Below are 22,822 nucleotides of genomic sequence, written 5' to 3'. Positions count from 1 at the left end.
AATGGCCGGCGGGGGTCGTGTCTACGACGCTACCTCCTGGCCCTGCCCCACGGACTGGCCGATGATGCTGGAGATGAATTCCGTGGCTGCGGGCCCGAGCTGGCGGTGCACGGCACCGAACAGGGTGTAGGCCTCACTGCTGGGCCAGCTATCGGGCTGCAGTTCGCGGGGCAGGTAAGGATCACGGAACGGGAAGCGGCGGAAGTCGCCGATGACATGCATCCGTTCGATGAGGGCCGTCCGACCGTCCTTGTCCGCATTTACACCCTCGTTATCCAGAGCGGCGTAGTTGTGGATGAAGTGCCGGTAGTCGGCGCCCAGCTGATCCAAATCCCAGCAGCGGGCGGCGAGCCCCCTGTCCTCCTGCAGGTCGCCGGTTCCGCACCAAAGCGCATCCACCTTGGCCAGCGGGTTCTCGGCGGCGATTTCGCGGACCTCGGAGATGAGGTCGTGTGGGCTCAGCCAGGTTGATGGCGACAGCTGGCCAAACCCGTGCCATGCGAGTTGCTTTCGGAGCTGTTCACGGACGGCACGTTCGGCTTCTGGGACTTGGTAGATGGCCATGGTCCAGCGCCCCTGCCAGGTCTCGTCCCGACGTCGGAAGATCCGCTCTCGCCCCTCGTTGAGGATCTCAAGCATGTGGGGAGTCAGTGAGTAGACCGTTTCCCGCCCGATGCGCCTCGTAGTGAACCACCCCTCTTTGCGTAGGCGGGAAAGGTTGACGCGGACTGTGGCTGCTTCGATGTCAAAGACCGCTAGGAGTTCCGTGATGTCGGCAAGCCGAACCTCGCTGCCGGCATATCGAAGGTAGTCGCCGAACAGGTCCAGGATCAGGGCTCTTGGTTTCCACTGCATAAGACTCCTCTAAGTGTCAGCTGGGTGAGTCATGCATCCCTAAACGTGCAACACGTCTATTGACGAACGACATTTTCATGTTACATTCGATTGTGGGTCAGATCACAGACGGTCACCCACCTATCTCTGGCACATCACAACGTTGTGTATATCACCTGGAGCCCCTAATGACGTTCCCCCAATCATCATCGTCGGCCCGCCCGCGCAAGTCGCCCGCCGTCGTCATCTTTTTGTGTTTCCTTGCCATCGTCTTCGACGGCTATGACCTCGTTGTCTATGGCGCCATTGTTCCCAAGCTCCTGGCTTACGAGCCCTGGGGCCTGACGCCGGTGGAGACCGGTGCCATCGGCAGCTACGCCTTGGCTGGCATGTTTATTGGCGCCATCCTCATCGGATACCTCACCGACATCGTCGGCCGCCGGAAGGTCATGATGGTTTCCATCGCGGCCTTCTCTTCGCTGATGCTCTTGACCGCCTGGGCGCCGACCCCTGAACTCTTTGGTTTGTTCCGCTTCCTGGCAGGCCTCGGACTCGGTGGTGTCATCCCGACGGCCATCGCACTTACCGTGGAGTTCTCAAAGTCGAACCGACGCAACTTCAATAACGCCCTGATGTTCTCCGGCTACGCTGTCGGAGGCATTCTCGCCGCACTTCTTGCTCTCGCGTTCCTGCCGTCGCTGGGATTCCAGGGCATGCTCGCCTTGGGCGGTATTCCACTCGTCACCGTTGTCCCGCTGCTGTTCAAATACCTTCCCGAGTCCCCGGCCTTCCTCGCAGCGAAAGGTGACCGGGCCAACGCGGAACGCATCGTCGCCGAATACGGGCTGGACCTGCTGCCGCCGGCACGGGTTCACACCGACGCCCCCGAACCCGGCCGTTTCCGCACGCTCCTGACTGGACGCCTGCTTGGCGCAATGATCCTGTTCTGCCTGGCCGGAATCTGTGGCCAAACGCTCGTATACGGGCTGAACACCTGGCTGCCACAGCTCATGATCATCGCCAAGTACTCTCTGGCTTCTTCGCTGACATTCCTCCTCACCGTCAACATTGGAGCCGTCGTAGGTGTTCTGGTGTCCTCCCGTCTGGCTGACCGGTTCGGTCCCCGCCGGGTAACGGCCGTCGCCTTTGCCAGCTCCGGAATCGCCCTTGTCCTGATGGGAACAGGCATCATGCCTCTCGTGGCCATGTACGCCCTGGTGGCAGTTGTCGGCTTCGGATCAGTGGGAGCGCAAATACTGGTAAACGGCTTCGTTGCCACGTACTTCTCCGGCGCAACCCGAGCCACCGCCCTCGGAATCACGCTGGGCGTGGGGCGGATCGGCGCAGTACTGGCGATCTCCGGTGGTGGCGTCCTCGTGGCAGCTGCACTCGGCAACTTCATCAACTTCTCCGTGTGGGCCATCGCCGCCGGCATTGGCGTAGTAGCCGTTCTGACCGTACCGGGCCTACCCGACGCGGCAACGCGGGGAACTACTACTGGCGAGACCCCCGCGACTGATACGACCAGCAACAATACCCATCACTAAGAACCAAATAGCCGACCACACCGATGCCGGCCGGACCGGCATCAACTAAGGAGACCCCCTTGCAAACGCAACTCATCATTGACAACCAGGCTCGTGCCGGCCGCGAAGGCAAGACTTTTGAGCGGCGGCACCCGGTGACAGGCGCACTCGTGACCGAGAGCGCTGCAGCAGATGTGAATGACGCACTCGATGCTGTTGAATCTGCCTCGAAGGCATTTGCCACATGGTCCACCACCGGTCCCAGCGAACGACGCGCCGTGATGCTGAAGGCCGCCGAGATCATGGAGCGACGCGGCCCGGAGTTCATCGAAACGATGATGGCGGAAGTTGGTGCGGCACAGCTCTGGGCCGGATTCAATGTGTTCCTCACGGCGCAGCTGTTCCGCGAAGCCGCTGGACTTGCCACCCAGATTCAGGGTGAGACGCTTCCGACGGACAAGCCGGGCACACTCTCGATGACTGTGCGCCAGCCCGCCGGCGTGGTCCTCAGCATGGCACCCTGGAACGGGGCCGGCGTGCTCGCAGCCCGGGCCCTTGCCTATCCCATCGTTTGCGGCAACACGGTGGTCTTCCGAGCCTCGGAAACCAGCCCACGGACCCACGCAATCATTGCGGAGGTCTTGCACGAGGCCGGCGTACCCGCCGGTGTCCTGAACTTCCTGACAAGCACCGCTGAGGACTCTGACCGGGTGGTGGAAGCGATCATCGCGCATCCGGCGGTTCGCCGAATCAACTTCACCGGATCCACAGCAGTAGGACGCATCATTGCCGAAAAGGCTGCCCGCTACCTCAAGCCCGTACTTCTTGAACTCGGCGGCAAGGCACCGTTCGTCGTCCTCGATGACGCCGACATCGACGGCGCCGTCAATGCGGCTGTCTTCGGATCATTCCTCTACCAGGGCCAGATCTGCATGTCCACCGAACGGTTCGTAGTTGATGAGAGTGTTGCCGACGAATTTGTCGCGAAGTTCGCGGCACGCGCGGCGCAGCTGAGCGCCGGAGACCCCTTCACGGACGAGACCTGCATCGTCGGACCCATGATCCGCGAAGAGTCTGGCGCACGCATCAACGCACTCATCGATGACGCACTGGCCAAAGGTGCTGAGCTTGTAGTCGGTGACCGTGCCAACGGTGCTGCAATGCCTGCCACGATCATCGACAAGGTAAGCCCGGAAATGTCTATCTACGACCAGGAAACCTTCGGACCCATCACCACGGTAGTCCGCGTCTCTGGCATCGAAGAGGCGGTCCAGGTGGCAAATGACACCGAATACGGCCTTGCCGCCGCCGTTTTCGGCGCTGACAGCACCCGGGCCTTGCAGGTTGCCATGCGAATTCAGGCAGGACACGTCCATGTCAACGGGGCAACCGTCCAGAACGAGGCCCAGGCTCCATACGGCGGCATGAAGAACAGCGGCTACGGCAGGTTCGATGGCAGGGCCGTCATCAACGAGTTCACGGAACTGAAGTGGATCACCGTGGAGCAGTCCGACCAGCAGTACCCGTTCTGAATCAACAGCCGACGTATCCGAACAGGAAAAACATGACCATGCAGGTAACCGCAGCAGTAGCCCGTGAGCCGCGGCAGCCGCTCACGATTGAAAAACTTGAGCTGGACGATCTCCGCCCGAATGAAGTGCTCGTAAGGATGGTGGCCACTGGCGTGTGCCACACGGACGCCATCGTCCGAGATCAGGTCTATCCGACACCCTTGCCCGCCGTCCTTGGACACGAAGGGGCAGGAATTGTGGAGCAGATAGGGTCTTCCGTCACAACGGTGCAGCCGGGCGACCATGTACTGCTCGCGGCCGCATATTGCGGAAAATGTGACCGCTGCCGATCCGGCGAGATGGCGTACTGCGAGAACCTCTTCGCGGCAGACTTCGGCGGCAGGAGGCCTGACGGAAGCACGGCACTGAGCAAGGACGGCGAAGTGGTTTCCTCCCACTTCTTCGGTCAGTCGTCATTCGCCACATACGCCAACGTCGTCGAGGAAAGCGTCGTTCGGGTCGGTTCCGACGTCCCGCTCGAGGTTGTTGCACCCTTGGGTTGCGGCATCCAGACCGGAGCCGGTGCGGTGCTCAACGAACTTAAGCCGGCGTTGAACAGTACGCTCGTGGTCATCGGCACCGGAGCCGTAGGATCCGGTGCCATCATGGCCGGCGGGGTGGCAGGGTGCGCACGCATCATTGCAGTGGACATCCACACCTCCCGGCTGGATCTCGCCAAGGAACTCGGAGCGACGGACGTCATCAACACGCAGGAAGCGGACCTCACGGACGAGATCCTTCGTCTGACGGATGGCCGCGGCGCCGATTACGTGATCGACACAACGGCCCGTCCGGAACTGCTCCGCAAAGCGGCCGATGCTCTTGCCCTCCGTGGAACCTTGGCCTTGGTAGGCGCCGCAAAACCCGGGACAGAGGTGTCCTTCGAAATCGGCCTCTCCCTGGTTAAGGGCTGGACGTTCAAGACCGTGATCCAAGGCAGCTCAGTGCCCCAAGTATTCATTCCCAAGCTCATCGAGTTGTGGAAGGAAGGCCGTTTCCCCATGGACAAGCTGATGCGCAACTACGCCTTGAGTGAGATCAACCAGGGCTTCGAGGACTCCGCCAATGGAACGGTCGTCAAGCCTGTCATTGTCTTCTAGCAGTCTGGTAGTCACCTGACGGCGAGGATTCGTGAACCTCACGCAGGAAGAGGACGACGGCGGGTGCGTACCCGCCGTCGTCCTCTTCCTGTGTCCGGGGGCTGTCGCCCGGTTGAACTACTTGGTGACCAAGAGGCCAGTGTCCCAGTTGAAATCGGCGAACTCGGGGTTTGCCTGCATGGTCATGAGCACGAACTGGAAGCCCTCGAGTTCCCTTGCGCGTTTGAGTGGACCGACGACGAGCGGGCGCATGCCGCCGCCGCTGACGAGGTTGCTGACGGCCGCGTTGGCACCCGCATTGTCTCCGGCGATGAAGACATCCAGTGGCTGTCCACCTGACTCGCCGGCAACCAGGGTGCCCGCAAAGGTCGTGTTGAAGGCCTTCACGACGTTCGAACCTGCCGGCGTGAGTTGGGCGATTTCTTCGGCGGCTGAGTTGCCGGGTTCCACAACGAGGGAATCGAAGGTATCGAAGTTCACGGGGTTGGTGATGTCCACGATGGTCTTGCCGGCCAAAGCTTCGCCATAGGCGCTGACGACCGACTTGGCGGCGTCGAAGGGCACGGCCAACACCACGATGTCACCCTGGGGGGCATCGTCCGTCGTGCCGAAGGTGACGCCGGTGCCAAGCTCGGTGGCAAGCTTCCGCGCTTTGGTCGCGTCTTGTCCGAGGATCTCAATCGTGTGGCCGCCGGCGAGGGCGCGGGTGGCAATGCCACGAGCCATGGTGCCGTTTCCAATGATTGTCAGGTTCGTCATGTGGTTCTTCTTTCCGAATACGCGGGCAAGGAGGTTTTTCATCGGATTCTGTTCTTCTGGAGGATCGATACTTGAAGCTACAATTAAATATAGGGCAGGAAAGTTGAAGCGTCAAGTATCTTGCTGGGCCGATTGCCTGGCCATTTGCTCAGGGTGTCTAGTCCGTACCTGCGTCGAAAGCCAGCAGTTCACTGACCCGCATGATGGCTGCGCGCCTGCGTTCCTCGTCCGGCTCGCCGGTAATAACGAGATGAACGTTCGGGGTCGATATCCAGGCATGGCACAGAGTGACGATTGTCAGCAGGAGGTCCTCAGCACCGGCTTCGCTTATTGCGGGGAGCGCGGCACGGATCTCGGATACCTTGTTCGACGAATGGAGGGCCCGGCCCTCGGCGCCGACAGGATGGCCCCGTTCGAGACCCTCCCAGAAAGTTAGTCGTGCGAGACTTGGCCGGCTTCTGGAAAAGTCAAAGTAGCGGCCCGCAAAATCGGCAATGGCTTCGGGGCCTGAGCCGATGACGGGAAGGTCGTCCAAGGCGGTGACGAGTTGGTGCGTCAATGCCGCTTCGAAGAGTTGGGTCTTGCCGCCGAAATAGAAGTAGATCCGTTCGCGATTACACGCTGAGTTCTGGGATATCTGATGGATGCGTGCACCGGAGAAGCCGCGTTCTGAAAACTCGGCAATGGCTGCATCAAGGATCTTCTTTCGTGTCGCGTCAGTGTCCCAGGCCATGCCGCCATTTTATCTCCAACCGGTCGTTTGCATTTGCAAGGCCGTGCTCAGTAATATCAACTCCAACCAAACGTTTGGAGATTGAGTGGAGCACGACGGCAAGGCGCTGCTTGCAGCGGACGAAATCGACGTGCATCATCACAGGGGCGTCGGTATGGCATCCGTGCATGTGAGGGCCGTCGTGACCTGGTTGGCGATATTTCCGCTGGCGGCCACGGGGATGTGCGCGCTGGGAGCATTGGTTCCGCAGTGGCATCCGGTCCTGCGAGCGTTCGTACTGACCCTTGTGGTGGTCCCCACTGCCGTGTACCTCGCGGTGCCGCGCCTCTTGTTGCTCCAGACCCAGATAGGACGGGCGACGCGCACCAGAGCGCAGCGCCGCGCGAAACGCAATTAGCGGTTTCGCAATCTTGGGGTGCTTGCTCATCCCGGCCATCATTGACAAGGAGATTGCAGTGCAGATAACTGCCGCTGTCGCGCGCAAGAACGGCGCACCATTCACCATTGAACAGCTTGAACTCGACGCCCTGCGACACAACGAAGTCAGAGTCCGCATGGTTGCGACCGGGATCTGCCACACGGACACTCTCGTTCGCGATGGAATCTATCCCACCCCGCTGCCCGCCGTTCTCGGCCACGAGGGGGCTGGCATCGTCGAGGAGGTCGGCGACTCGGTTGTCTCGGTGGTGCCGGGCGACCATGTGGTGTTGGCAGCCGCATACTGCGGCCATTGCAAGCGCTGCCGGAACGGCCAGATGGCTTACTGTGAGAACCTGATGGCTGCCGATTTCGGCGGCCGCCGTCTGGACGGTGCCACCGCACTGAGTAAGGACGGCGAGGCCATTTCGTCCCACTTCTTTGGCCAGTCATCCTTCGCCACCCACGCAAACGTGGTCGAAGAATCCATAGTCCGCGTTGACAAGGATGTCCCTCTTGAGCACCTGGGTCCACTCGGTTGTGGCATCAACACGGGTGCAGGCACCGTCCTCAATGAGCTCCGGCCTGAAATCGGGTCTTCGCTTGCCGTTTTCGGCACGGGCGCTGTCGGCTGCGCCGCAGTCATGGCGGCACGGGTGGCAGATTGTGCCACCATCATCGCCGTCGATATTCACGATGCCCGCCTGGAGCTCGCCCGCGAGCTCGGTGCCACTCACGTCATAAACTCAAAGACGGAAAATCTGGCGGATCGGCTCCGAGAAATCACAGCTGACGCCGGAGTTGACTATGTGGTGGACACTACTGGCATTCCTGCGCTCCTCCGTCAGGCAGCCGATTCACTGGGCGTTCGCGGAACGGTTGCTCTGGTTGGCGCGGCAAAGCCTGGTACTGAGGTCAGTTTCGAGATCGGCGCTTCGCTTGTGAAAGGTTGGACCTTCAAAACCGTGGTCCAGGGCAGCTCCGTCCCACAGGTCTTTATTCCACGGCTGATCCAGCTGTAGAAAGAGGGCCGTTTTCCCTTCGAGAAGCTCGTCAATGACTACGCTCTTGACGATATCAACCAAGGCTTCGAGGATTCCAAGAGCGGGAAGACGATCAAGCCGGTCATCGTCTTCTAGCCAGCGGGACGCCCCCCTCGCTCAGCAAGCTTTGCCGCGTGAGGGGGTTGTACCCCGCGGGGTCACTTTTGCCGGTAGACGTCGATTACGCTGGAAGCGTCGCGGGCTGCGAGCCCCAAGGCAACAGCGCGTTCCAGGACGGCGACAGTCGCTGTTGCCATCTTGCCTTCAAAGCCAATCCGCTCTGCCGTCTCGCCCACCAGGGCTGCGTCCTTTAGGAAGATGTCTACGCGTGCCGCGATGTCAGCGGTGTTCGTGTCGAGCATTCGGGGGCCGTAATTTTCCAGCATCCAGGATCCTCCGGCGCCTCCCCTTACCGCGTCGAAGACCTTGCCGGTATCGAGGCCGAGCCGTTCGGCGAAGGCGAGGGCTTCAGCGGCTACTACCAGTTGGCTGGTGGCCAGGAGCTGGTTGACGATCTTGTAGGACTGCCCGTCGCCGACATTGGGCCCGGAAAAGACCACCTTCCCCATCGTCTCCAGCACGGGTCGTATTTGCTCGATGGCGTCCGGGTCTCCGGCGGCAAAAAGGGTCAGGGTTCCGGCAACTGCCCCCGGGATTCCTCCGGTAACCGGGACATCCAGCAGCACGGGGCCTCCGGCTGGGCGTTCGGCCGCCAGCTTCTGCATGGCGTCGGGGCCTAGGGTGGAGAGGACGACGACGACGGCTCCGGGGTCCGCCGTAGCGTAGACGCCATCAGGTCCGTTCAGGACCGCTACGGCCTGCTGTGCCGTCGCCACCATGACCAGCACGATATCGGCGGGGGAGGTTGCAGCCAATGATTCTGACGTCTGGAGTCCGTGCGAGCGGGCTTCCGCGAGACGCTCAGCTGACGTATCCACGGCTGTTACGGCGCCTGCTGCGGCGGCTCGCACGGCCATGGGGAGGCCGATGGCACCGGCGCCAATGAAGGTGATCTGGGGGGTGCTCATGCCAAGCATCCTTTCGTGTGGTGGGAACGCGCAGGAAGCGTGACCGGGCATCAAAGCCCGGTCACGCCTCATGGTTTTACGCGCCCGTGAGGGATTGAATCTGAGTGACCGTGGTGAAGATGGCAACCCCTGAGTAGAAGAGGACTGCAATGCCCAGGGCTGCGATGCGCGGGCGATTGATGCGGACTACTTTGTGCAGGCGGCGGTTCAGCCGGATGAGGAGTGCGCAGTAAACCACCATGACCCCGCAGTTGAGGATTGCAGCCATGGCCAGAAGGGTGATGGGCTGGGTGACGCCCACACTGAGGATGATGACGCCGAGCACGATCATGGTCCATACGCATGTGCTGTAGATTTTTGCTTCGGTCCAGAACTTGTGGTCACGAAGGTAGCTGACAGCAAGAACGTCGGCGACAACACGGGCCACGATATCCACCACTGCCAGATTCGCGAACATCAACGCAACGGTGCCGATGAGCAGATAGAACGTCTGCAGCGGGCCGCCGAACTGCTCACCGATGATGTTGGCCTGTACCTGAATGAACGACAGGTCGCCCTTGCCTTGGTAGCTACCAACGGGCATCAGCCGGTAGGCGAGAAGCGAGAAGATCACGATGGTGAACAGGCCGATGACGAAGAAGGACCAGAACTGTTCGGTCTTCGCATTCTTCCACCAAATCTTCCAGTGCCCCTCACTCTCCGGGGTGATTTCAAACTGCGTCCCCGTGGCAGAGCCGGCTTCTTCGTGGCCCGTGATCGGCGAGACAATTCGCGGTGCATGGGCTCCCATGCCCCAGCCTTTATCTCGGATGTAGTTGCTGACGGTCAGATTGAGCGCGCCCCCGCCACCGGCGAAGACCATAGCCGTGACAAGGAATGCTGCCGGGATGCCCTCGGGCATGCGCCCGGCACTCTGGACAGCCGCCGCGGGCAGCGCGGCCCACGGTTCCCAGCCGATGACGAACAGGATAATCACGACGGCGAAGACCAGGATCGCGATGACCTTCAGGAACTCGATCTTCTCCACCGTCTTATAGACGATCGGCGAGAGGGTAAGTACTAGCCCGATGATGACGAGGCCGCCGACAGCGATCCATTGGACACTTCCCTGCCCGCCGGCGGTGAAGGTCACCATGGTGGCAGCGCTGCTCATCCAGCCCGGCCAGGCGAATGGAACTACGGTCATGATGACAAACAGCGGAGCCCAGCCGCGCCAGAGTCGCGTGAATCCGGTAACGGCTGTTTCGCCCGTGGCGAGTGTGTAGCGTGCTACCTCAGTGTTGATGAAGTACTGAAGACCCAGCCCGACTGCTGCGGCCCAAAGGAAGGTCAGCCCAACCTGGCTGGTGATGTAAGGGTGGGAAATGTATTCGCCCGATCCGATGCCGACGGCTACCAGGATGATGCCCGGGCCGAGCATTTTACGGAGTCCGACGGGCTTGGGCAGCTCTGCCCAGCGCAGGGCCGGAAGCCGGCCCATTTTCTCACGGCCAGCGGAACCGGAGGCTTCTTTGCCCTCCAGCCCCTTGGCTGCTTGGGGATCATTCAATTTCATGGCCTTGGCTCATTCTCGTCGAGGTGTCCTATAGCGCGTTCGCTGTTGCCGGCATTGGCGGCAGCGTCGCTGTGGCGGGTGGAGCGCTGCTTGCTGCCGCATCCGGCATGGATGCCGGGTGTGACCTTCGTAACAGCTCCTACGAGAAGGCTACGGACCTCCAGCTATCTAACACAAATACCAATGGGCGATCATTCAATTAGAAATCTAGATATATCGAGTGCGGGCTGGTGGGGATAGCGCTAAGCGACAGGCCCTGGGAGAACCTCGTCGAAAACTTCAAGGACGCGGGCCAGGGCCGGTGATGCGTTGTCAGTGCGCCACGCGATGGCGGCATGAAGCCAGATTGGTTCCCCGGCAATCGGCAGATATGTCACACCGGTGGGTTGAACATGTTGCACGGATGTAAGTGTCAGAGTGGCACCTGCACCGGCCGCCACGAGGGCAAGAATCGTGTAGGAATCTGGAGCCTCCTGCACGATCCTCGGTGTGATCCCCACTCGTGCGCAGGACTCGAGCAAGGCGGCCCGCAGAGAGGAGCCTCCTTCGGCCGGAAAACTGATGAACGGGTCGTCGGCAAGCTGCTCAAGTGAGACTTCCTTTTCCCGCGCGAGTGGGTGCGAAGAGGGGAGGGCGCAGATAAGTCGCTCGTGTTCGACTATTCGGTAACTGACGTCAGGGTGGTTGATTGGGAGTCGGACGAAGCCCATGTCAAGACGGCCGCTGACCACCTGGTCCAAGGCTGCGTAGGCGTAGACCTGCCCCTGCAGTACAAAATCGATGCCGGGATAACGTCGCCGAACCTCCTGGGCCAGCGGCGGTAGGATCTTGCTGCTTGAAGCCCCCGCGAAACCCAGGCGAACGCGGCCCGATTCACCGGCCGTGAGCGAGTGCGCGGCCGCCTTCGCCAGTTCGACATCGGCGAGGACCCTGCGGGCCGGGCCGAGGAGTCTCTCGCCGGCGTCCGTGAGCGTAACAGAGCGCGTATTCCTATTAAAAAGCTTGATCTTGAGTTGCTTTTCCAGTTGTTGGATCCGGTAGCTGAGCGGAGGCTGCGCAATTTGCAGCCGTTCAGCCGCACGGCTGAAATGCAGTTCTTCGGCCACGGCGACGAACGCCTCGAGTTCCTTGAATTCCACTGCCTACCCCTCGTTGTGGTTGTCGGTCGTAAGAGGCCACGCGGCGTGCGCGGCGGTCGCGTCACCGGTCGATATATCTAAAGCATAGATAACGTCGACCCTTATTGGTATTGGACGTCAAATAAGTTCGTTTGGGAAGGTAGAGCAACAGGACGCGACGTTCCCTGCGTATCGAAGGAGTTCCAAGTTGACCATGCCAGCGTCGACCACGCTGCCAGTGGGGGCTTCCCCCGGCAGGACCAAAAACAAAGCGCTCTCCATGCAGGAAGCGATTGCCCGGTTCGTCCACGACGGCGACGTCGTGGCAATTGAGGGGTTTACGCACGCGATACCTACGGCCGCTGGCCATGAGATCATCCGCCAGCGCCGGAAGAATCTGACGCTGGTCCGCATGACCGCGGATATCGTGGTGGATCAAATGCTGGCCGGCGGATGCATCAGCACACTTGTGTCCTCGTTCGTCGGCAACTCCTCGGCCGGATCCCTGGGGGAGCTGCGCCGACGCGTGGAACGGTCGGAGCCCGCCCCGCTCGATTACCAGGAATATAGCCACTACGGAATGATCTGCCGCTACCTGGCCGGGGCGCAACGATTACCGTTCTACCCTCTCCGGTCCTATTTCGGATCCGACCTTCCCAGCATCCAGAAAGGCATGCGCAAGGTCAGCTCGCCCTATCCCGATGAGGACGGGCTGTACGAAGAGATCTACGTCGTGCCTCCTATCAATCCGGACGTCACCATCGTGCATGCCCAGCGGGCTGACCGGTCAGGAAACACACAGATGTGGGGCCTGACAGGAATTCAGGCCGAAGCAGTCTTCGCGGCCAAACGCGCCATAGTCGTCGTTGAGGAGATCGTTGACGACGACGTGATTAGGGCGGACCCGAACCGAACCGTGATTCCGGCACTCGCCGTGGATGCTGTTGTTGAATGCCCCGGGGCCACCCATCCGTCCTTTTCACAGGGGTACTCCGACCGGGACAACGACTTTTACCGTTCATGGTCAGGCATCAGCGCCGACCCGGTCAGCCTGTCAAGATGGATGGAGGAGTGGATATACGGGACCAAAGATCACGCAGAGTATCTGGCCAAGCTTGGCGAGGGCGCGCTAGCCCGGCTCCGCGTCGGACAGGCCCTGAGCGGTCAGGTCAACTATGGAACACGGCTAGAGTCGGCCGACAGCGCCGGAGACAACACTAAGGAAGCGCAATGACCTCATTGGCCCCCGACATAAGCATCAGCGCCACCGAGCTGCTCACTGTCGTCGCCTCGAGAGAACTGGCAGGCCGCAACACGGTCTTCGCCGGAATCGGGCTCCCAACTCTTGCAGTATCGCTGGCGAGCATGACCTCCGCCCCTGATCTCGAAATCGTCTACGAGTCCGGTGTCTGTGGGGCCCATCCCTCCCACCTTCCTGAAACGATTGCAGACGCCGTCCTCATTACGGGAGCTGAGGCAGTTCTTTCAATGCCGGTCCTGTTCGGCTACGTCCTCCAAGGCGGCCACATCGACGTCGGTTTCCTTGGCGCAGCGCAGATCGACAAGTGGGGCAACCTGAATTCTTCTGTGATCGGGCCTTGGGAGAAGCCCAAGGTGAGGCTGCCCGGATCGGGCGGAGCCGTTGAAGTGGCTGCTAATTCCAAGGAAGTCTTCGTCGTGATGCGCCGTCATGATGCCCGCACCTTTGTGGAGCAGTTGGACTTCTGCACCTCGCCAGGGCCGGACCGTGCACTTGCTGAGGGCGGCCGGGTCAGGGGAGCAGGCGTGACGAAGGTCATCACGGAGCTCGGAATCCTTACGCGTTCGGGTGTGCATGATGAGCTACAGCTGTCGGCCGTCCATGAAGGTATTTCCGTTCAGCAGGTCCGCGAGAATACCGGATGGGACCTTAAAGTCTCCAACGACCTCAGGGTCACTCCTCAACCCACAGCCGAAGAACTCCGGCTGCTGCGTTATGAAATCGACCCGCGCAGGGTCTACCTCCGCTGACAGCCACAGAGAGAACATCACGGACATGAAGATTGAACGCATAGAGGCAATTCCCTACGAGATCCCTTACGTCAGGCCGTTAAAGTTTGCCAGTGGCGAAGTCACGACGGCAGACCACGTCCTGCTGCGGATCCACACCGATACCGGGATCATCGGCCAGGCGGACATTCCGCCCCGGCCCTACACATACGGCGAGACGCAGGCTTCCATCGTCGCTGTCATCAACGGCATATTCGCCCCCGCACTGACTGGGTTGGATCCGTTTCGCCGCCAGTTGGTCCAACAGGTGCTTCGACGGACGGTTCACAACAACACGGCCAAGGGCGGAATCGACATCGCCCTCTGGGACACCATCGGCCAGGCTACGGGCAGCTCAGTTTGGAGCCTCCTGGGGGGCTTTGCCCCCTCTATGCGGGTCAGCCATATGCTCGGCTTCAAAGAGCCCGAGGTGCTACTCGAAGAAGCCCAGCGCTTCGGTGAGGACTACGGCATCACCACCTTCAAACTCAAAGTGGGCAGGCGCCCGCTGGCCCTCGACGTCGAAGCGTGCCATGTACTGCGCGAGGGGCTGGGCGAGGACGTGGAACTCTATCTGGACGCCAACCGCGGTTGGACTGCCAACGAAGCAATTGAAGTTCTGCGCCGTACTGAGGGCCTCGGCCTGAGTTTCCTCGAGGAGCCCTGCGACGCCAAGGAAGCAATGGGCCGCCGTCGGCTGGTGGAGATGTCAGCGATCCCGATCGTGGGTGATGAAAGCGTGCCGACTGCAGGGGATGCTTCACGTGAGCTGCTCTCCGGTGGCTGCAACGGCCTCTGCATCAAGACTGCACGGACCGGTTTCACTGAGTCCCAAGAAATACTGGGACTGGCCACCGGACTCGGTGTAGACGTCTACATGGGCAACCAGATCGACACTCAGATCGGGACCATCGCCACAGTGGTGTTCGGCGCTGCGTATGAGGCCACAAGTCGCCGTGCAGGAGAGCTTTCGAACTTCCTCGACATGGCCGACGATCTCCTGGCCGATCCACTCGTCATCCGGGAAGGCCGGATACACGTACCGGAGGGTGCCGGCGTTGGAGCGAGGATCGACGAGGAAAAGCTCGCCTTCTACCGCGTCGACGGCGCCCCGGCCTCATAATCGGTAAGTCCTAGAAGAATGGTTCAACACAATGACGTCCCTTAGTGCTCCCGAGACAGAATCGTTCCATGTAATCGGCACAATGCGCGCCGTGGTCAAGGCAAAGCCCGAACGCGGTGCCAATTTCGTCAGCGCCTATCCCGAACGGCGAATTTCCGTGGATGAGGTAAGAATTCAGATCGCAGCAGCCTCGGTCTGCGGAACCGATCGCGAGCTCTACGAGTACTCACCCATGGCGCAGGCGTTTAACCTCGACATCCCGGTAGTGCTGGGGCACGAGTGCGCTGGCACAATCATTGAAGTCGGATCCGCCGTTGACTCTCTGACTATCGGGGACACGGTGGCGCTCGAATCCCACGTCGCCTGCTGGGACTGCTACCCGTGTCGTAACGGAAACGCCCACAACTGCCTCAACATGAAATTGCTTGGACTGCACCTGGACGGCGGCTTCGCCGAACGGCTTGTCGTCCCGGCCACGGCCTGCTTCAAGTTGCCCCAGGATTTTCCCCTTGAACAGGCCGCCCTCTTGGAACCGGCTGGGGTAGCCATGCACGCCATCCAGCGATCAAAAGTTGACCTTGCCGGAGCTGATGTGGTGATCAGCGGTGGAGGCCCAGTGGGCCTGTTCATAGCTGCGATCGCCCGCGCGCTGGGCGCAGGCAACGTGGTGGTTGTTGAACCGAACGCCTACCGCAGGGGCCTGATCGCAGAACTGGGGGCAACACCGCTTGCCCCCACGGACGATGTTATAGGCGCCTGCCGTGGGCTCTCAGGCGCCAAGTTCGGTTTCGATGTCGCCTTCGAAGCCTCCGGGGCCCCTGCAGCACTGCCGCCGCTCCTTGAAGCACTGCGTAAGGAGGCGACGATCGTCGCCGTCGGAATTCCGGGCCGTTCGATTGAGGTGGATGTCGCTGCCTACTTGATTAAGAAGGGCCTTACCTTCACCGGTAGCTTCGGCCGCGCTCTCTGGGGAACCTGGGAGAAGATTGCAGAGTTGGTGGCCAGCGGCAAACTGGACCTGTCCAAGTTCATCACTCATCGCCTTCCACTGTCTGCTCTCGACGAAGCCATCGAACTCCTGTCCGAGGAATCCTGCAAGGTCCTGCTCATCCCGGATTTACCTGACAGGGGCGATGCGACATCCATGAACGACGCGTGAACCATCAGGACGGCCTACCCAGTTACCACGACTTGTTGGGCCGCACTGACGCGCCACCGGGCAGCAGTTGGGGAATATTCGGCGCGAACGACGATCTCGGCACCCTCAACTTCCTGACTCCGGCGCGAAGGATCCGGGCCGCTGGCTTGGTCCGTGGCGGTCTAACCTACTCCCTTGACCTTCCCTTAGATGCCTTTCCATCGCCGCTAATTTCCCACCGCGGCTCCTTGCAGCACACTGTCTTCGGACTGAACGAGTTCCATCGGGACGACAGGATTGACAACCTTTTTCCGCAGGCAACGAGCCAGATAGACGGACTTCGCCATTTCGGTCACCCGGACTACGGCTTCTACAACGGCGCCGACCCAGAGAAATTGGTCGCCGGAGACCCGACCCTGGGAATCCAGCGCTATGCCGAACACGGCATCGTGGGCAGGGCTGTCTTGCTCGACGTCGGGCGGTACCTGGAGCATATTGGGGACCCCATCGATTACTCCCAGCCGCGGTCCGTACCGGTCCGCGTGCTGGAGGAAACAGCCCGGCATCAAGGGGTTGGCATCGAACCAGGCGATATCCTGATGCTGCGTTTCGGCTGGTTGGGCAATCGCCTCGACCAGATCAAGCGTGACGCCCAAACAGGGGTTGACACATTGTCCGGCGCCCCTCTCGTGTCAGTGGGTTTGGAACAGAGCCACGACACTGCTGCATGGTTTTGGGACAATCGTATAGCTCTCGCGGCCGCCGACAACGTCGCCTTGGAAGTCTGGCCGGCAAGTGCATCGGATCTCACTGTCCATGCCGACACGCGGGGGACATTGCCCGCGTCCTCACATACCGGCATGCTGCACCGGATCCTCATACCGTTGCTTGGCCTCGCTATTGGCGAACTCTGGCAGCTTGACGAACTGGCCGAGGCTTGCCAGGCCGACGGGCAGTATGACTGCATGGTCGCCGCAACGCCGCTCAGGTTGCCTGGTGGCGTTGGTTCGCCGTCCAACGCGGTCGCAATCCGGTGACCGCCCCGCAAACACAACTGAATGGAGAAGTACATGGAACTGCTGAAGAATCGCACAGCCGTGATAACAGGCGGTGCCAACGGCCTGGGACTGGCCACCGCGGTGGCGTTCGCGCGGGAAGGTGCGAATGTAGTCATCGGTGACCTTGACGCCGAGCAGGCCGCCAAAGCGGCAGCGGGCCTGGGTATTGGTGGCCGTGCCGTAGGGATTGGCTGCAACGTGACGTCAGCGGACGACGTCGACACTCTCGCGCGGACGGCGCGTGAAAGCTTCGGCGGACTCGACGTGTGGGTCAACAACGCAGGGTTCACCCGCGATGCCACCATGCGGAAGATGTCTGAAGAAGACTTCGACGCCGTCATATCCGTTCACCTCAAGGGAGCCTGGCTCGGCACCCGCGCCGCGGCGGGCATCATGCGTGAGCAGCCTAGCGGTGGATCGATCATCAACGTGTCCTCAATCTCCGGAAAGGTCGGGAATCCGGGCCAGACAAACTACAGCTCTGCCAAGGCCGGCATTGTGGGCCTGACCAAGGCCGCCGCCAAGGAAGTCGGCTTCGCCAACGTGAGAGTCAACGCTGTCCAGCCCGGAATCATCCGCACGGCCTTGATCGATTCTATGAAGCCTGAAGTACTCGAGGCACGCCTCTCCGAGGTGCCGCTCGCACGCTTTGGGGAACCGGAGGAAGTGGCCTCGGTAATCCTGTTCCTTGCGAGTGACCTGTCCAGCTATATGACGGGCACGGTGCTGGAGATCGCGGGCGGACGAAACATCTAATTCGCGTTTCACGGCTCCAAGACAATAGGAAAGAAGAGGACCATTATGAATCAGGCTTTTGTGTACGACGCCGTGCGCACCCCGTTCGGTAAGTTCGGCTCCGGCCTTGCCGCCGTCCGCCCGGATGACCTTGCCGCCCACGTCATCACCGAATCCGTGAAGCGGGCCCCCGGGCTGGACCCGGAGCGGATCGACGAGGTGGTGTTTGGCAACGCCAACGGCGCGGGCGAGGAGAACCGGAATATCGCCCGGATGGGCACGCTGCTGGCCGGGCTGCCGGTCTCGATCCCGGGCACGTCCGTGAACCGGCTCTGCGGTTCCTCCCTGGACGCGGCGATCATCGCCTCGCGCCAGATCAACGCCGGCGACGCCGAGTTGATGCTGGTGGGCGGCGCCGAGTCGATGTCCCGCGCCCCCTGGGTCCTGCCTAAGACGGAGAAGCCCTACCCGGCCGGGGACATGACCCTGGCGTCCACCACGCTGGGCTGGCGGCTGGTGAACAAGGCCATGCCGAAGGAGTGGACCATCTCCCTGGGCGAGGCCACCGAGCGGCTCCGCGAGAAGTACGGGGTGACCCGCGAGCAGCAGGACGAGTTCGCGGCGAACTCGCACAACCTCTCCGCCGCCGCCTGGGACGAGGGCTTCTACGACAACCTCGTCGCACCGGTCCCCGGCACGGACCTGGTCCGGGACGAGGGCATCCGCGCCGGGTCCTCGGCAGAGAAGCTGGCCGGGCTGAAGACCGTGTTCCGCACCGAGAACGGCACCGTCACCGCCGGGAACGCTTCCCCGCTGTCCGACGGCGCCTCCGCGGCCTGGATCGGCTCCGAGAACGCCGCCGGGCTGCTCGGGCTCGAACCGCTGGCCCGCATCGCCGGCCGCGGCGCGCACGGCAACGACCCCCAGTTCTTCGGTTACGCCCCGGTGGAGGCCGCGAACAAGGCCCTCGCGAAGGCGGGCATCGGCTGGGACCAGGTAGGCGCCGTCGAACTTAACGAAGCATTCGCCGCGCAGTCCCTGGCCTGCATCAACGCCTGGGGCATCGACCCGGGAATCGTGAACCGGCACGGCGGCGCACTCGCCATGGGCCACCCGCTGGGAGCGTCCGGCACCCGGATCCTGGGCACCCTCGCCCGGTCCCTGCAGGCCTCCGGTGAGCGCTGGGGCGTCGCCGCGATCTGCATCGGCGTGGGCCAGGGCTTGGCAGTTGTCCTTGAAAATGTCACCTCCCCCGCCTGACGGAAGCAGGAGCAATGCAACACGATGCCCGGTTGGAACGCTCCAGCCGGGCATCTGTGCGTCGTTGACTTCCTTGGAAATCGTTGGGCTGTTGGTCGGCCGTTTCACGACTTAAATGGGCGACGGCCGTTGCATCCCCGGGGAGGGTACGCAACGGCCGTCAGGGCCAGTCCGGAGTGCAGGGCTACGCCTTTGCTTCCTTCACCTGGTGAATCTCGATCATGTTTCCGGCCGGGTCCGTCAGGAAGATCTGGTGCCACCCTTCAACGGACCAGATGCCCCAGTCGTCGAAGGGGATGTTGTGTTCTGTCAGCCGGGCCTTGATGGCTTCAATATCGTCGGTCCGGAAGGCAAAGTGGCCCCCAACAAGGGGATTTACAGAGTGCCCTTCCTGCAGGGCAAGGTACGCCTGGCGCCGTGTGGCGTGCACCTGAAGTTCCTCGGGGTCGCCAGCCTCAAAGAAGCGTGCTCCCTCTTCCCATTCAGCGTTTCCATCGGTGACTCCGGCGTCGGCCGCATGGGTGGTTGCGATCATTTTCGGCGAAGGCAGCAACGGCAGGCCGAGAGCGTCGCGATAGAAGTCGCTGAGGGAGTGCATGTCATCTGAAGTGACGTTCACGTGATGGAGGCGAAGATAAGCCATGGGAATTCCTTTCGTCGTTACTTAAGTATCTGCTTCGGTCCCTTATGGCGTCCAATATTTATTGGGCTATCGGTTATGTAAATTCCTTATAAGTGGCCGCGGTCCTCCTGCGTGGCCTAAGGCCCCTGCAGGTCCGTGATCCAGTGCGCGAGGGCGGTTGCGTCGTCTTGTCCTATGCTGTGGCCGCCGGCCGAACGGATGGCAATTGTCTGCGCACCTGACTCTTCAGTGAGATAGCTCCAGGTGGATCTCAGCAACTCGGCCGGTACGACCGAATCAGCGTCACCGTGCGCTACGAACATTGGAATGCCCTGGAGTCGGCCCGGCGTCGTCGGCACGCCAGCGTCGAAGGGCAGGGTTCCGTAGAGGATTGCCGCACCTGCGAAGCGGTCAGGATCGTTCAATACGAGACCCCCAGCGAAGGCGGCACCCCCGCTAAAGCCAACAAGGATCACGGGCCGCTCGGCCGGCGCAACACTGTCCAGCCAGTCCGTAAACCATGCCATGGTCTCCGTGAGGGACGCGGATATAGGGCGGCCGATGCCACGGTTCGCAAACCAGGCAAACCCCGGGCCCTCTGCGAGAGGTGCACGCACAGCCGCGTAGGCCGGACCGGCCGGGAGGTAATTCGCCAACGCAATGATGTCCGTTTCGCGTGACCCGCGCCCGTGAAGCAAGACGACCAAGGGCTTGCGCGGATCGTCCGGGGACTGCCACGCGATGGTCGGTTGGGGTAGCGTACTCAAACGGCCGCCCCCGTAATTTCGCCGGTTGACTGGAATTCGGCGATGTTCGTCAAGGCATAGCTGAGTGCGGCGTCGTGCCACTCTGCGTTGATGCTCGATGTTGCGTCCGTTACCAGGATTGTGCGGTACCCGTGGTCCGCTGCGTCACGCACGGTATGTTCCACGGCCATGTTTGTCCAGACGCCTGCCACTATTACCGTGGTGACCCCGGTATTCCGTAACAAAATATCCAGTCCGCTGCCGTTGAAGCAGCTCATCCGATTGCGGATCAGGACAGGCTCGTCCGCCAGCGCCCCCAGCCCCTCCAGCGCGTCTGCACCCCAGGATCCGAGCTTTAGTGACTCCGGGCCGATCATCCGGAAGATGGGGGCATTCGTCCCGCCGAAGTCGCCACCGGGGTAGAACACGATGCGGTTGTGGATGATCGGCATTGACTCGTTGCGTGCCCATTCGAGCAGTTGCCCCACGTGGGGGACCAAGCCCTGCTCAACTGCATGGGCGGCGGCACCGAAGGATGCGAACGCCCCGTCCTGATGGACATTGTCGTTCTGAAGGTCTATCAGTAACAGTGCGGTCTTACTGACATCGAGGGGTGTGTTGTCCATGGTGTCTCCTGTTTGGTGATTGCTGTGTTCGCCAGAATTACTTTAACCAACAACTAACTTTTCGAGGTATTTTATTCCCATGGCTGTCCACCGTGCCGCTTCCCCGAATAGCCAGGCCGCACACTGAAGGCTGGACCTGCAGTGGCAGGCCCAGCCTTATCGTGTGTCGTCATCGATTGCGTGTACTCTGCTGGGATCAGCCGGCTGGATCGACCAAGAACGGTTCCGGTATGTCTTCGATTTCAAGTTTGTTTTTGCCGTAATAGACTGCTGCGCGCATGGACTCTCCTATTTTGTGTCGGGCCTCAGATGATGCGGATGAGTTTCTTGTTCGCGAACTCGTTGAGTCCGAATTTGCCGAGTTCGCGGCCTATGCCGGAGGCCTTGACTCCGCCGAACGGGAGGTCGGGGGCACTCTTGATGGTGGTGTTGATTCCCACCATGCCGACCTCGAGGCGGTCGGTGACGTAGGCGGCCTGCTTCTGGTCGTCGGTGAAGACCGCGCTGCCGAGCCCGTAGGGCGAATCGTTGGCCAGGCTGATCGCCTCATCCACGGAATCCACGCGGTAGAGGATCGCCACGGGACCGAAAAGCTCCTCTCGGTAGGCGCGCATTTCGGGCGTGACGCCGGAGAGGACGGTCGCCGGGTAGTACGCGCCGCGGCCTTCCGGGACGGCTCCGCCCAGGTGGACGGTCGCTCCCTTGGACACGGCATCGTCAACTTGTTCGGCCAGTTCTGCCCGGGCCTGGGCGGTGGACATGGGACCGAGGCGCGTGTCTTCGCTCATGGGGTCCCCGGTTTGCCATTCTGCGGCTTTCGCCAGGAACGCTTCAAGGAATTTGTCCCAGTTGGACGAGTCGATGATGAGCCTTTTCGGCGACGTGCAGGCTTGGCCGGCGTTCCCGAATCGGCCTGCCGCTGCCGCGCTGGCGGCCTTGTCGATATCGGCTGCGGGAAGTACGAGGAACGGGTCGGAGCCGCCGAGTTCGAGGACGCACTTCTTCAGGTATTGGCCGGCGAGTGCGCCTATGGCACTGCCTGCACGCTCTGATCCGGTGAGGGAAACGCCTTGGAGTTTGGGGCTGGCGATGATGTCCGCGACCTGTCCGGAGGTGGCGAAGAGGTTCTGGTAGACGCCTTCCGGGGCCCCGGCCGCGTCGATGATTTCGGCAATGCGCAGGGCTTGTTGCGGGCAGTTGCTGGCGTGCTTGAGCAAGATGGTGTTGCCCAGCAGCAGGTTGGGGGCGACGAACCGTGCCATCTGGTAGTACGGGAAGTTCCACGGCATGACGCCCAGGAGTGGTCCGATGGGAGCTGTCCGGACGATTGCCCGGCCCGCACCGGCGATGTCGAGTTCTTCGTCGGCGAGCAACTGTTGGCCCGAGGTGGCGTAGTACTCATAGATGGCAGCGGATAGCTCGACTTCGGCCTTGGCCTGGGTGATGGGCTTGCCCATCTCGAGCGTCATCAGTTTGGCAAGGTCGATGGCGTGCTGCCGGTGGAGATCGGCGATGCGCTGCAGGAGCGCGCAGCGTTCTGCGAGGTCCTTCGTGTGCCAGGACCGGTAGGCAGCGTGGGAGCGCGTCAGGGAAGCGGCCACCTCTGCGTCTGTCATGCTGTCAAATTCCTGCACCACATTGCCGCTGGTGGGGTCGACGGTTGCATATTTCTTCATTGAAAACCTTCATCGTACTGAGGGCGGCCCGGGAAGGATGGCTTGGCGGGCTGTCCTTCCCGGGCCGGCGGTGGTGGTGCTGATCAGGCCGGGGTCAGGATGTCGGCGTCGGTTGCGAAGTTCGGG

Annotated in this window: 22 protein-coding genes; 12 read left to right on the top strand and 10 right to left on the bottom strand. The window is 61.6% G+C overall.

What is annotated here, in order from left to right:
* Positions 1-21: 21 nt before the first annotated feature.
* Entirely contained in the window at positions 22-855 is an 834-nt protein-coding gene (locus ACX80X_RS19295) for a PaaX family transcriptional regulator (protein ID WP_459310164.1), read from the bottom strand.
* Between the two features lie 167 nt (positions 856-1,022).
* Here ACX80X_RS19295 and ACX80X_RS19290 point away from each other — a divergent pair, with 167 nt between their 5' ends.
* Genes ACX80X_RS19290 through ACX80X_RS19280 form a run of 3 tightly spaced genes read left to right on the top strand, consistent with a single transcriptional unit; the run spans position 1,023 to position 5,031 of the window.
* Complete coding sequence (locus ACX80X_RS19290) at positions 1,023-2,381, top strand: MFS transporter (RefSeq protein WP_252603005.1); 1,359 nt, start codon at positions 1,023-1,025, stop codon at positions 2,379-2,381.
* Between the two features lie 59 nt (positions 2,382-2,440).
* Positions 2,441-3,892: an aldehyde dehydrogenase gene (locus ACX80X_RS19285; protein ID WP_252603003.1), complete on the top strand. Its 1,452-nt coding sequence runs from the start codon at positions 2,441-2,443 to the stop codon at positions 3,890-3,892.
* 32 nt (positions 3,893-3,924) lie between these two features.
* Positions 3,925-5,031, top strand: coding sequence for an NAD(P)-dependent alcohol dehydrogenase (locus ACX80X_RS19280; RefSeq protein ID WP_459310165.1), 1,107 nt, complete (start codon positions 3,925-3,927; stop codon positions 5,029-5,031).
* Between the two features lie 117 nt (positions 5,032-5,148).
* On the opposite strand, the gene ACX80X_RS19275 is transcribed toward ACX80X_RS19280, so the two are convergent.
* Both ACX80X_RS19275 and ACX80X_RS19270 read right to left on the bottom strand, forming a co-directional pair.
* On the bottom strand, positions 5,149-5,790 hold the full coding sequence (locus ACX80X_RS19275; protein ID WP_058932670.1) for an NADPH-dependent F420 reductase: 642 nt from the start codon (positions 5,788-5,790) through the stop codon (positions 5,149-5,151).
* A 157-nt stretch (positions 5,791-5,947) separates the two neighbouring features.
* On the bottom strand, positions 5,948-6,523 hold the full coding sequence (locus ACX80X_RS19270) for a TetR/AcrR family transcriptional regulator (protein WP_459310166.1): 576 nt from the start codon (positions 6,521-6,523) through the stop codon (positions 5,948-5,950).
* An 85-nt stretch (positions 6,524-6,608) separates the two neighbouring features.
* Between ACX80X_RS19270 and ACX80X_RS19265 the strand changes: the two genes are divergently transcribed.
* Positions 6,609-6,920, top strand: a complete 312-nt coding sequence (locus tag ACX80X_RS19265) for a hypothetical protein (RefSeq protein WP_459310167.1) — start codon at positions 6,609-6,611, stop codon at positions 6,918-6,920.
* Positions 6,921-6,978: 58 nt separating this feature from the next.
* Positions 6,979-7,962 carry an NAD(P)-dependent alcohol dehydrogenase gene (locus ACX80X_RS19260; protein ID WP_459313076.1) on the top strand — a complete coding sequence of 328 codons (984 nt, stop codon included), beginning with the start codon at positions 6,979-6,981 and terminating at the stop codon, positions 7,960-7,962.
* A 179-nt stretch (positions 7,963-8,141) separates the two neighbouring features.
* Here ACX80X_RS19260 and ACX80X_RS19255 read toward each other — a convergent pair whose 3' ends face one another.
* The 3 genes from ACX80X_RS19255 to ACX80X_RS19245 all read right to left on the bottom strand — a co-directional run bounded on the left by ACX80X_RS19255 (position 8,142) and on the right by ACX80X_RS19245 (position 11,705).
* Positions 8,142-9,011 (bottom strand): NAD(P)-dependent oxidoreductase, encoded by an 870-nt coding sequence (locus ACX80X_RS19255; RefSeq protein ID WP_459310169.1) that lies wholly within the window; start codon positions 9,009-9,011, stop codon positions 8,142-8,144.
* A 76-nt stretch (positions 9,012-9,087) separates the two neighbouring features.
* On the bottom strand, positions 9,088-10,566 hold the full coding sequence (locus ACX80X_RS19250; RefSeq protein ID WP_459310170.1) for an Nramp family divalent metal transporter: 1,479 nt from the start codon (positions 10,564-10,566) through the stop codon (positions 9,088-9,090).
* A 242-nt stretch (positions 10,567-10,808) separates the two neighbouring features.
* Positions 10,809-11,705 carry a LysR family transcriptional regulator gene (locus ACX80X_RS19245; protein WP_459310171.1) on the bottom strand — a complete coding sequence of 299 codons (897 nt, stop codon included), beginning with the start codon at positions 11,703-11,705 and terminating at the stop codon, positions 10,809-10,811.
* A 193-nt stretch (positions 11,706-11,898) separates the two neighbouring features.
* Here ACX80X_RS19245 and ACX80X_RS19240 point away from each other — a divergent pair, with 193 nt between their 5' ends.
* From ACX80X_RS19240 to ACX80X_RS19210, 7 genes are read left to right on the top strand one after another with little or no spacing between them, the layout of a single operon-like run.
* Complete coding sequence (locus ACX80X_RS19240; protein ID WP_104063589.1) at positions 11,899-12,918, top strand: CoA transferase subunit A; 1,020 nt, start codon at positions 11,899-11,901, stop codon at positions 12,916-12,918.
* Complete coding sequence (locus ACX80X_RS19235) at positions 12,915-13,694, top strand: CoA-transferase subunit beta (protein ID WP_252602983.1); 780 nt, start codon at positions 12,915-12,917, stop codon at positions 13,692-13,694. Before ACX80X_RS19240 ends, ACX80X_RS19235 begins: the two co-directional genes overlap by 4 nt.
* 25 nt (positions 13,695-13,719) lie before the next feature.
* Complete coding sequence (locus ACX80X_RS19230) at positions 13,720-14,835, top strand: mandelate racemase/muconate lactonizing enzyme family protein (RefSeq protein ID WP_459313074.1); 1,116 nt, start codon at positions 13,720-13,722, stop codon at positions 14,833-14,835.
* Between the two features lie 31 nt (positions 14,836-14,866).
* Positions 14,867-15,994 carry a zinc-dependent alcohol dehydrogenase gene (locus ACX80X_RS19225; protein ID WP_459310173.1) on the top strand — a complete coding sequence of 376 codons (1,128 nt, stop codon included), beginning with the start codon at positions 14,867-14,869 and terminating at the stop codon, positions 15,992-15,994.
* Positions 15,991-17,010: a cyclase family protein gene (locus ACX80X_RS19220; protein ID WP_459310174.1), complete on the top strand. Its 1,020-nt coding sequence runs from the start codon at positions 15,991-15,993 to the stop codon at positions 17,008-17,010. The genes ACX80X_RS19225 and ACX80X_RS19220 overlap by 4 nt, the downstream gene beginning before the upstream one ends.
* A gap of 33 nt (positions 17,011-17,043) precedes the next feature.
* Positions 17,044-17,787 carry a 3-oxoacyl-ACP reductase FabG gene (gene fabG / locus ACX80X_RS19215; RefSeq protein WP_252602974.1) on the top strand — a complete coding sequence of 248 codons (744 nt, stop codon included), beginning with the start codon at positions 17,044-17,046 and terminating at the stop codon, positions 17,785-17,787.
* Between the two features lie 45 nt (positions 17,788-17,832).
* Positions 17,833-19,026, top strand: coding sequence for a thiolase family protein (locus ACX80X_RS19210; RefSeq protein ID WP_459313072.1), 1,194 nt, complete (start codon positions 17,833-17,835; stop codon positions 19,024-19,026).
* Between the two features lie 184 nt (positions 19,027-19,210).
* On the opposite strand, the gene ACX80X_RS19205 is transcribed toward ACX80X_RS19210, so the two are convergent.
* The 4 genes from ACX80X_RS19205 to ACX80X_RS19190 form a co-directional block, all read right to left on the bottom strand.
* The gene (locus ACX80X_RS19205; protein WP_459310363.1) at positions 19,211-19,669 is read right to left on the bottom strand and encodes a VOC family protein; all 459 of its coding nucleotides are present in this window, start codon (positions 19,667-19,669) and stop codon (positions 19,211-19,213) included.
* A gap of 116 nt (positions 19,670-19,785) precedes the next feature.
* On the bottom strand, positions 19,786-20,496 hold the full coding sequence (locus tag ACX80X_RS19200; RefSeq protein ID WP_459313070.1) for an alpha/beta hydrolase: 711 nt from the start codon (positions 20,494-20,496) through the stop codon (positions 19,786-19,788).
* On the bottom strand, positions 20,412-21,020 hold the full coding sequence (locus ACX80X_RS19195) for a cysteine hydrolase family protein (protein ID WP_459310361.1): 609 nt from the start codon (positions 21,018-21,020) through the stop codon (positions 20,412-20,414). The genes ACX80X_RS19200 and ACX80X_RS19195 overlap by 85 nt, the downstream gene beginning before the upstream one ends.
* Before the next feature lie 305 nt (positions 21,021-21,325).
* Complete coding sequence (locus ACX80X_RS19190; RefSeq protein ID WP_459310360.1) at positions 21,326-22,696, bottom strand: NAD-dependent succinate-semialdehyde dehydrogenase; 1,371 nt, start codon at positions 22,694-22,696, stop codon at positions 21,326-21,328.
* Between the last annotated feature and the right edge of the window lie 126 nt (positions 22,697-22,822).

It is taken from the genome of Pseudarthrobacter sp. MDT3-1, from assembly GCF_054510755.1.
This window is presented reverse-complemented; position numbering and strand designations above follow the sequence as displayed.

Coding starts and splice junctions, on each gene's coding strand:
- ACX80X_RS19295 (WP_459310164.1), bottom strand. CDS start 855: ATGCAGTGGAAACCAAGAGCCCTGATCCTGGACCTGTTCGGCGACTAC.
- ACX80X_RS19290 (WP_252603005.1), top strand. CDS start 1,023: ATGACGTTCCCCCAATCATCATCGTCGGCCCGCCCGCGCAAGTCGCCC.
- ACX80X_RS19280 (WP_459310165.1), top strand. CDS start 3,925: ATGACCATGCAGGTAACCGCAGCAGTAGCCCGTGAGCCGCGGCAGCCG.
- ACX80X_RS19275 (WP_058932670.1), bottom strand. CDS start 5,790: ATGACGAACCTGACAATCATTGGAAACGGCACCATGGCTCGTGGCATT.
- ACX80X_RS19270 (WP_459310166.1), bottom strand. CDS start 6,523: ATGGCCTGGGACACTGACGCGACACGAAAGAAGATCCTTGATGCAGCC.
- ACX80X_RS19255 (WP_459310169.1), bottom strand. CDS start 9,011: ATGAGCACCCCCCAGATCACCTTCATTGGCGCCGGTGCCATCGGCCTC.
- ACX80X_RS19250 (WP_459310170.1), bottom strand. CDS start 10,566: ATGAAATTGAATGATCCCCAAGCAGCCAAGGGGCTGGAGGGCAAAGAA.
- ACX80X_RS19240 (WP_104063589.1), top strand. CDS start 11,899: ATGCCAGCGTCGACCACGCTGCCAGTGGGGGCTTCCCCCGGCAGGACC.
- ACX80X_RS19235 (WP_252602983.1), top strand. CDS start 12,915: ATGACCTCATTGGCCCCCGACATAAGCATCAGCGCCACCGAGCTGCTC.
- ACX80X_RS19230 (WP_459313074.1), top strand. CDS start 13,720: ATGAAGATTGAACGCATAGAGGCAATTCCCTACGAGATCCCTTACGTC.
- ACX80X_RS19225 (WP_459310173.1), top strand. CDS start 14,867: ATGACGTCCCTTAGTGCTCCCGAGACAGAATCGTTCCATGTAATCGGC.
- fabG (WP_252602974.1), top strand. CDS start 17,044: ATGGAACTGCTGAAGAATCGCACAGCCGTGATAACAGGCGGTGCCAAC.
- ACX80X_RS19210 (WP_459313072.1), top strand. CDS start 17,833: ATGAATCAGGCTTTTGTGTACGACGCCGTGCGCACCCCGTTCGGTAAG.
- ACX80X_RS19205 (WP_459310363.1), bottom strand. CDS start 19,669: ATGGCTTATCTTCGCCTCCATCACGTGAACGTCACTTCAGATGACATG.
- ACX80X_RS19195 (WP_459310361.1), bottom strand. CDS start 21,020: ATGGACAACACACCCCTCGATGTCAGTAAGACCGCACTGTTACTGATA.
- ACX80X_RS19190 (WP_459310360.1), bottom strand. CDS start 22,696: ATGAAGAAATATGCAACCGTCGACCCCACCAGCGGCAATGTGGTGCAG.